This window comes from Actinomadura sp. KC345, from assembly GCF_004348515.1.
Classification (GTDB): Bacteria; Actinomycetota; Actinomycetes; order Streptosporangiales; family Streptosporangiaceae; genus Spirillospora.
Genome location: NZ_SMKH01000348.1, coordinates 1 through 7,513 on the forward strand (window position 1 = coordinate 1; position 7,513 = coordinate 7,513).

Here is a 7,513-nt window from a genome sequence, read left to right on the forward strand (position 1 = left end):
GATCGACTGGCTTAGACACCCAAGATCATCGGGGACCGCGTTCGTCGTTCACAACCCCGGGTGCCACTCGCCGTTGGCCTGCCGATCTACCAGCTCATCTCAGCACTTGAGAACGCATTAGCCCTGGATTACCTGGAAGGAGATCTTCGGGTGTTCGGAGCTCTCCAGGATATGGCCGATCTGGTCGCGCATGATCTTGGGTGAACCGACCGGGCGGCGCAGGACGGGTTCGTCCACCAGAACCCACACCGTGGGTCCGTTCGCCTCGGCGAGCAGCGTCTTGCGCTCCATACGCGTTGCGACGAGGGACTCGATCTCCTCTTCGGTGTCGCCGGGACGACCGGCACGGTGGAGTTCGCGCGCATAGTCGGGCGTCTGGAGCAGGCCCGGGATGCAGAGCCCCTCGTACCAGCGGATCATGGAGGTCTCCTTCTCGACCTCCAGGTACTCGGCGAACCCGGTCGGGAAACGGTGAGCCTTCTTGAAGTCGAGCATCCGCAGGAGCGCTCCACCGGTCTCGAGTTCGCGGTCGCACGCCTCCGCGAACGGGATGGAGGCGGCGAGCTGCCCCGTCTCGGCCCCGGAGATCAGTGACTCCGAGAAATTGATCCGGGCGGCGAGTTCGGCCTGCGTCTGCCCGGCCTGTCTGCGGTAATGGCGCAGCTCACGGCCCCAGATGGCCTGCGGGCTGTAGGGATCGACCATCACTTTGCCCTCCAGTGTCCGGGTTCAACGACCTTCAGCGAGCTTCGACGGCGCCACAGAACGTTCCAGAGCAGCTCCACGCCGTCACCAATCGCCTACTGAACGTAGCGCCACCCGTCCACGCTGTGAAGACACAAGACGGACACCGTTCCAAAGAGGTCACGCACATGCCGACGACAGTCACTCCGCCCGAGATCCCGATGCTCATTCTCGATTCGTCCGATCAAGCACCCCGCCTCGCGCGCCGGTTCCTGGCCGAGCAGTTCCGCGAATGGAGGATCGACGATGACTACGTGGCCCGGCTGGTGGTCTGCGAACTCGTCACCAACGCATACCGGCACGGAAAGGCACCGATCATCGTCCGGGTCGTCCGCGACGGACACGATGGACACGACGGCCCGGTGACCGTGGAGGTCTGGGATGCCGGTGAGGGCCGCCCGGTGATACGACCGGAGAACCACGCGGCCTCGTCCGGCCGGGGGCTGCTGCTGATGTCCGAACTGGTCCAGGCGTGGGGCGTCCGTCCTCTGAACGAAGGGGGCAAGGTCGCGTGGGCGACGCTCCGCTGAACGCACCGGTCACGCTGCTGCTGCTTCAGCACCTTCTGCATCCCGAGTGGGCGATCACGCGGGACCGGCGAGGCGGTACATGACCAGAGCTGTGGCAGGACGGCCCGCGGGTGCGGGAGCATGCTCGGCATGCCGCGTTTCAGGAACAGTGTCGCGCTCGCCCCGGTTCCTCGTCCCCTGACGGACGGGGTCGTCGGCGCCCTGCTCGACGCGTTGGAGAAGCTGCCCTTCGCCGACGACGGACGCCTCAATATCGGAGTGGACGTCGGCGACGTGCGGCTGGTCGAGGGTGAGCATCTCGCCGCCGGTGCCCGCTACCGGATCGTGCCGCCGGACATGGAGGACGAGAAGACCGACATCGAGGTGCGGGTGGTGTCCTGGAACCGCACCGGTGAATCACACGTCGAGATCACGTCCGAGGTCGACGGGAACGTCATCACCGCACGGCTGGAGCTACGCATGGCAGGCCGGCGGGCCCATACGCTCCGTGCCGAGGGCGACTTCCAAGGCGGGAAACCATTTCGCAGGTTCAAGCGAGCGAGATGGGAGGCCGAGGTGCGGTTCGAGGAATGGTGGGCCGTGCTCGGTCAGCGGGCGGCTCCCATCTCGCTGATGGTCCGGCCCCCGTTCGCCTCCGCGTCCCTTCTCATCGATCGAGGCAAGGACAAGGACGAACGCTGGACGGTCAAGAGCAAGCTGCGCTTCAGTGGACGCGGGATCGCCCGCCCGCTGGTCGCGGTCGCTCTGCTCGTCGTGCGAAATCGAGTCCGCCGTGCGCTGCGTGACGGTTTCGCAAAGGCGGAGGCCGCCTGGAATGACTCCGTGCCCGCCCGGGTGGAACGCGGGTTGCGGGAGCGCGTCACCCTGAAACATCAGGTGGAGGTCAAGACCGTCTCACGTGAATGGGTTGAGGAGTACGTGGCGGCGCTGCACCGGGCCATCGAAGAGTTGCGCTTCGAAAAGGGCCGCCTCGCGGACACGCCTGCCGACGTCCGTCTCGTTGAAGGCGAGCATATCGAGGCCGGCGCGCATTACCGGTTCGTCTCCGAGGGTGTGGACAAGGACGAATCACTGAACGTGAAGGTCGTGGCGTGGGATTCCGCCGGCCCCAGCCGCGTCGAGTTCAGCAGCCCGGACGAAGCGCAGACGGGATGGGCCGAAATCGACAGCGCACGGAAACCCGCCGTCATCCGAGCCGCCCTCAGCGGCGAGATCGAGGATCTCACGCAGCTCAGCCTGGCGGGCGAGGCGAATCTCGAACGCTGGTGGGCGGGCGTCGGCGGCTCCGGCGGCGAACCCCCGGCCTTCACCGCGACCGCCGACCACCCGTTGGCAGAAGGAGGCGTCTCCATCGCGGGTTCGCCGGCGGACGGCGACCGGTGGAAGGTGGACACCACGGTGACCGTCGAGGGCCGCGACTGGGCCCGTCCGCTGATCGCCGTCGCCGATCTGGTCGGGGGCGCCGCCATCGAGGGCGCGTTCAAACAGCTGGTCGACGAGACGGCCGCCGATTGGGACCGCGCGGTCACCCGGGCCGCGGAGTCCGATCCCCGCCCGGCCGCGGAAGCCACCATCCGCAAGGCCCTGGAGGACGAACGCGAGGACGAACGCGAGGACGACGGACCCGCGGACGGTGTCCAGCCGAACTAGGGTGTCGGGCGTGGACTGGGTGGAACGGGTTCTCAGTGTCAGGCGCTATTCACGCAATGGCGAGCGCGCTCCGCACAAGCCGCTGCTCCTCCTGTACGCGCTCGGCCGATTCCGGAGCGAGGGACCCCGCCCGATCGAGTTCTCGGCCGCCGAGCAGGACCTCGACCGGCTCCTGCAAGAGTTCGGGCCACCCCGGACCACGAGTCCGGGTTATCCCTTCCATCACCTGACCAATGACGACCGCCTCTGGGAGGTCACGACCGCCGACGGCGCGGGCAGCCCGGGTCCCAATGTCGGGCCGTTGCGGAAACTGCATGCCGAGGGACGGCTGCATCCGGCTCTCGCCACCGCGCTCTCGGAGAACTCGGCGCTGCTCCCCCAGCTCGTGCGGGCCTTGCTGGACGCCAATTTCGCGCCGTCCCTGCATGCCGACATCTGCCAGATGGTCGGGCTGGACCTGGCGGAAGCCGCACTGCCGCCCCAGGTGAGCGACGAGTTCGGCCCCCGCGATCCGGCCTTCCGGATGGAAGTGCTGGAAGCGTACGAGTACTGCTGCGCCTTCTGCGGTTATGACGGCTGGCTGAGCGGCGTCGCGGTCGGCCTCGATGCCGCGCATGTGCGATGGCGGACCTATGGCGGTGCCGACGATCTCGGCAACGGGATCTGCCTGTGCGCACTCCACCACCGGCTTTTCGACAGGGGGGTGGTCGGTCTGACCGACGATCACGCGATCACGGTCTCGCGCAAGTACGTGAGCCGTGCCGACACGTCGCGGAGCCTGGTTCTCGCCCTGGTCGGACGCCCCGCGCAGAAGCCGCAGGCAGGATCGGCCCCCGTCGAGCCCCAGCACATCGCATGGCACACCAGGCAGGTGTTCCGCGGTCCCGCCCGCGCCGCCTGATTGGCGGATAGTGCCGTTCCACATCCGCTCGTTCGGCCATCGGTGCCAATCTTGCAGGCCGCTCCGCGCTGGTTCGGCTTTCGAGCTGGACTGGTTGCTCGGCGCCACCGACTCCACACGGGGCGAAGGGTTGCCCAGGTCACGGCCACTGGTTACCGTGGCCCCTAACTTACAGGAAACCTTCCTAATGATTGGATTGACTCGGGGTTCGGGGGAATCTGCCGGCTTCCTATCGATGGAGTGAGACTTGCGCCCCCGCTCAGTTCTCAGCGTCCTCGCCGTCCTCCCGCTCGCGCTCCTCGCGCCGCTCACCGCCGCACCCACCGCCAACACCGCCCACGCCGAAACCACGTCCACCGCCCCAGCCGGCACCGACGCCGCTCAGCTCCCCCGGCACTTCCTCACCGGCTACTGGCACAACTTCGAGAACCCGGCCGACGAAATGAAGCTGTCGCAGGTGCCGGGCGAGTACGACCTCGTCGCGGTGGCCTTCGGGGAGGCGACGACCCGTCCGGGCGAGGTCACCTTCCAGGTCGACCCCGGGCTCTCGAACGCGGTCGGCGGCTACACCGACGCGCAGTTCAAGGCCGATGTGGCGGCGCTCCAGGCCGCCGGCAAGAAGGTCATCCTCTCCGTCGGCGGCGAGAGGGGCGCCATCCGGGTCGCGGACGCGCAGGCCGCCGCCCTGTTCGCCGACACCGTGCACGGGCTGATGACCGAGTACGGGTTCGACGGAGTCGACATCGACCTGGAGAACGGGCTCGACCCGACCTACATGGCGCAGGCGCTCCGAGACCTGCACGGCCAGGCCGGCGGCGACCTGGTCATCACGATGGCGCCGCAGACGATCGACATGCAGTCCACCGCCGGGTCGTACTTCCAGCTCGCGCTGAACATCAAGGACATCCTCACGGTCGTCCACATGCAGTACTACAACTCGGGCACCATGCTCGGCTGCGACCAGCAGGTGTACGGGCAGGGCACGGTCGACTTCATGACCGCGCTGGCCTGCATCCAGCTCGAGAACGGGCTGCGTCCCGACCAGGTCGCGCTGGGGCTCCCGGCGGGACCGGGCGCGGCGGGCGGCGGCGTGGTCGCGCCGTCGATGGTCAACGACGCCCTGGACTGCCTGGCCAAGGGCACGAACTGCGGATCTTTCACGCCGTCCCGGACGTATCCCGAGATCCGCGGCGCGATGACGTGGTCGATCAACTGGGACGTCACGAACGGCGGCGGGTTCGCCGGGACCGTCGGCCCGCACCTCGACACGCTGCCGTAGGAGGGACCGTCATGAAGAAGATCCCGGTCTTGGCGGTCGCCCTCGCGGGACTGCTGCTGGCAGGGGTGGCGAGCCCCGTGCGGACGGGGCCGGCCGCGCTCGCGAGCGATGCGGCCGGAACCGGCGCCGCGCTCCCCGAGCACGCTCTCATCGGGTACCTGCACGCGAGCTTCGCCAACGGCTCCGGCTACGTGCGGATGGCGGACGTCCCGGACGCCTGGGACATCATCGACCTCGCCTTCGGTGAACCGACGACGCCCACATCGGGCGACATCCGTTTCACCCGCTGCCCGGTGAGCGAATGCCCGAACGTCGAGAGCGACGAGGAGTTCACCGCCGCCATCCGCGCCAAGCAGGCGCAGGGCAAGAAGGTCCTGATCTCGATCGGCGGCCAGAACGGCCAGGTGCAGCTGACCACGGCCGCCGCTCGGGACGCGTTCGTCCGATCGGTCTCGGAGATCATCGACCGGTACGGGCTCGACGGCCTCGACATCGACTTCGAAGGCCACTCGCTCTACCTCGACGCGGGCGACACCGACTTCCGCAACCCCACCACCCCCGTGATCGTGAACCTGATCTCGGCGCTGAAGTCGCTCAAGGACAGGTACGGGGACGACTTCGTCCTGACGATGGCGCCCGAGACGTTCTTCGTGCAGGTCGGACACCAGTTCTACGGCGGCGCCGGTGCCGGGGACAACCGGACGGGCGCTTACCTCCCCGTGATCCACGCGATGCGCGACGACCTGACGGTGCTGCACGTCCAGGACTACAACTCCGGGCCCGTGATGGGGCTGGACGGCCAGTACCACACGATGGGCGGCGCCGATTTCCACATCGCGATGACCGACATGGTGAAGGCCGGGTTCACGGTCGCCGGCACCGGTCACACGTTCCCCGGCCTGCGTCCCGACCAGATCGGTTTCGGCCTGCCCGCCGCGGTCAGCGCGGGCAACGGGCACACGCCGCCCGCCCAGGTGCACCAGGCGCTGAACTGCCTGGTCAAGGGCCAGGAGTGCGGCTCGTACACGCTGCGCGGCGGGACGTCCCCGGACCTGCGGGGCCTGATGACCTGGTCGATCAACTGGGACCACTACTACGACTGGGAGTTCATGAACAGCCATGAACCCTTCCTGAACGCCCTCCCCTGAAGGCCCAGAACGCCCTGAAGCCCGCTCCCCATAAGCGCGGGGTCGCCGCCGGGTCGGCGGCGGCGACCCCGCTCCTCACGGTGCCCTGCCCCATGACGCCGATCAGGGGCTAGGGGCCGGTGAGGGGTCCGCCGAGTCCGGCTTCTGCTGCTCGCCCTCGGGGTTCGTCATGGTCTCGTTCGCCGCGCCGACGGAGGTGACCTCGGTGATCTTCCATTCCTCGCCGCGCCGCGTCAGCCGCATGTCGAGGTAGGACCCGAGGACGCGGCGGGTGCCCGACGTGCTCTTCACCTCGGAGTCCATGACGACGACGGCCTTCGCGGTACCGGACTCGATCTCCCCCAGGTACACGGTGCGGACGGTCGCCGTCGCGTCGGCCTTCAGCTTCGTGATGACGCCTTCGAGCCCGCCGGTGAACGCCTCGTCGTAGGTCTTGGCGAAGTCGTCCGACGCCAGCGCGAGGACCCGGTCCCGCGTCTGCTGCAGCTTGGTGTGGTCGTAGCTGAGGAGCGCCTCCCCGAACTCGGCCGCGCTGGCCCGGACCTGCCGCCGCTCCGCGTCCCGTTCCGCTGCCCGGTCGGCCTGGTACCACTGGAGCCCGGCCGTGATCACCGACCCGACGAGCGCGACCGCCACCGTGGCCTTGACCAACCCCGCCTTGCCCGGCAGCCGCGCCCGCCCCGGCATCCGCGCCCACGCACGTTCGCCCAGCCTCTTGCCGCCTTCGCCGACCTCGACGGCCTCCTCCTTGCCGCCTTGCTTTTTGGCGCCCTCCTCTTTGCCGCCTTGCTTTTTGGCGCCCTCCTCCTTGGCGCCCTCCTCCTTGGCGCCCTCCTCCTTGGTGTCTTCGCCGATCTCGTCCGCTCCCGACTCCTCAGCCTCGGCCTCGGCCTCCGCCGTCGCGGGCTCGGTTTCGGACGCTTCCACCGCGTCGGTGTCGGCCCGGGTGTCGGTGTCGTTGTCAGTGTCGGTCGTGGCCACTGGTCCTCCCAGGCTTATCGGATACGGCGCCGGACGAGGGCGCGGAGTGTGTTGAAGGCCGCGGCGAGGATGATGACGCCGCCGAGCACGGGCGGCAGCAGTGGCAGCCACCGCGGGGACGGGCCGTCCGCGCCGTCGCTCACCGGGCGCATGTCGCCGTTCGGCGCGGTCCCCGCCGGTCCGGTGCCCTCCGCCTCGCCGCCCGCCGGTTCGCCGCCGTCACCTGCCCCGGGCGTGGGCTTGATCTTGGCGGCGGCGGCCGCGGCCTGCGGATCCTTGG

8 protein-coding genes are annotated in these 7,513 nt (G+C 68.8%); 5 read left to right on the top strand and 3 right to left on the bottom strand.

The genetic code is table 11. The features are described from left to right. Positions 1 to 117: 117 nt before the first annotated feature. On the bottom strand, positions 118 to 705 hold the full coding sequence (locus tag E1281_RS34760; RefSeq protein WP_131883953.1) for a helix-turn-helix transcriptional regulator: 588 nt from the start codon (positions 703 to 705) through the stop codon (positions 118 to 120). Between the two features lie 167 nt (positions 706 to 872). On the opposite strand from E1281_RS34760, the gene E1281_RS34765 reads away from it, so the two are divergent. From E1281_RS34765 to E1281_RS34785, 5 genes are all read left to right on the top strand, one after another. Next, positions 873 to 1,274 carry an ATP-binding protein gene (locus E1281_RS34765; RefSeq protein ID WP_131883954.1) on the top strand — a complete coding sequence of 134 codons (402 nt, stop codon included), beginning with the start codon at positions 873 to 875 and terminating at the stop codon, positions 1,272 to 1,274. A 129-nt stretch (positions 1,275 to 1,403) separates the two neighbouring features. Beyond that, complete coding sequence (locus E1281_RS34770; protein ID WP_131883955.1) at positions 1,404 to 2,924, top strand: hypothetical protein; 1,521 nt, start codon at positions 1,404 to 1,406, stop codon at positions 2,922 to 2,924. 10 nt (positions 2,925 to 2,934) lie between these two features. Next, positions 2,935 to 3,825 (top strand): phosphorothioated DNA-binding restriction endonuclease, encoded by an 891-nt coding sequence (locus tag E1281_RS34775; RefSeq protein ID WP_131883956.1) that lies wholly within the window; start codon positions 2,935 to 2,937, stop codon positions 3,823 to 3,825. A 247-nt stretch (positions 3,826 to 4,072) separates the two neighbouring features. Further along, on the top strand, positions 4,073 to 5,104 hold the full coding sequence (locus E1281_RS34780) for a chitinase (protein ID WP_243717713.1): 1,032 nt from the start codon (positions 4,073 to 4,075) through the stop codon (positions 5,102 to 5,104). 11 nt (positions 5,105 to 5,115) lie between these two features. Continuing rightward, on the top strand, positions 5,116 to 6,252 hold the full coding sequence (locus tag E1281_RS34785; RefSeq protein ID WP_131883957.1) for a chitinase: 1,137 nt from the start codon (positions 5,116 to 5,118) through the stop codon (positions 6,250 to 6,252). Between the two features lie 102 nt (positions 6,253 to 6,354). On the opposite strand, the gene E1281_RS34790 is transcribed toward E1281_RS34785, so the two are convergent. Beyond that, on the bottom strand, positions 6,355 to 7,233 hold the full coding sequence (locus E1281_RS34790) for a hypothetical protein (RefSeq protein WP_131883958.1): 879 nt from the start codon (positions 7,231 to 7,233) through the stop codon (positions 6,355 to 6,357). Positions 7,234 to 7,247: 14 nt separating this feature from the next. Further along, positions 7,248 to 7,513: hypothetical protein (locus E1281_RS40785; protein WP_207943674.1), on the bottom strand; the 266-nt coding region annotated here is incomplete at its 5' end.

What these genes read in the sequence shown, in the direction of transcription:
- E1281_RS34760 (WP_131883953.1), bottom strand. Translation starts at nt 705, where the DNA reads ATGGTCGATCCCTACAGCCCGCAGGCCATCTGGGGCCGTGAGCTGCGC.
- E1281_RS34765 (WP_131883954.1), top strand. Translation starts at nt 873, where the DNA reads ATGCCGACGACAGTCACTCCGCCCGAGATCCCGATGCTCATTCTCGAT.
- E1281_RS34770 (WP_131883955.1), top strand. Translation starts at nt 1,404, where the DNA reads ATGCCGCGTTTCAGGAACAGTGTCGCGCTCGCCCCGGTTCCTCGTCCC.
- E1281_RS34785 (WP_131883957.1), top strand. Translation starts at nt 5,116, where the DNA reads ATGAAGAAGATCCCGGTCTTGGCGGTCGCCCTCGCGGGACTGCTGCTG.